This window comes from Psychrobacter sp. 1Y4 (genome assembly GCF_051847555.1).
Window position 1 is genome coordinate 1 of the sequence record NZ_JBPYDE010000901.1, and the last position, 576, is coordinate 576.

Here is a 576-nt window from a genome sequence, read left to right on the forward strand (position 1 = left end):
TACTCACTTCTTTCATCGTTGTCTGATAAGCACCAATCGCGTTAATGTGAGCATCTGGTTTTATCTGTGACGCCTCAAACAACCCTATCGTCGCTCGCGTGGCAAGATTAATGATATCGGCATCTTTGATAGCATCTGCAATATTCTCACAGACTTCAAATTCCACTTGCCACTGCAGGTACTCTTTGTTAAATCTATTCTGAAACTCATGCGCCACCTGTGATGTTCTGTTCCAAAGATTCACCTGTTGAATATCTGGACGCACAGTAAGTATGGCGTTGAGCTGCTCATAGGCCATGCCGCCTGTCCCGACCACTGCCACAATGCGACTATCCTGCTTTGCTAAATGCTTAGTCGCAATCCCTGATAGTGCCGCCGTGCGTACTTGAGTGATATATATACCATCCAAAAAGGCCAGCATCTCCCCTGTCGCATTGTCGGATACAGTAATCGTTGCCATCGTCGTTGGCTTACCACGCTTGGGATTGTTTGGACAGATACTGACCAACTTGACCACGGTATATTCGTTCTCACCATCAAAAACCACGGACGGCATGGATAAATGTGAGCCATTGG

The 576-nt window shown here is 46.7% G+C and carries 1 protein-coding gene; it reads right to left on the bottom strand.

Annotated features, from left to right (window positions below; genetic code table 11):
• Positions 1-556, bottom strand: a 556-nt coding sequence (locus ACS8FC_RS19495; RefSeq protein ID WP_439298002.1) for an ornithine cyclodeaminase family protein, incomplete at its 3' end; no start/stop codon positions are given.
• Positions 557-576: the final 20 nt, after the last annotated feature.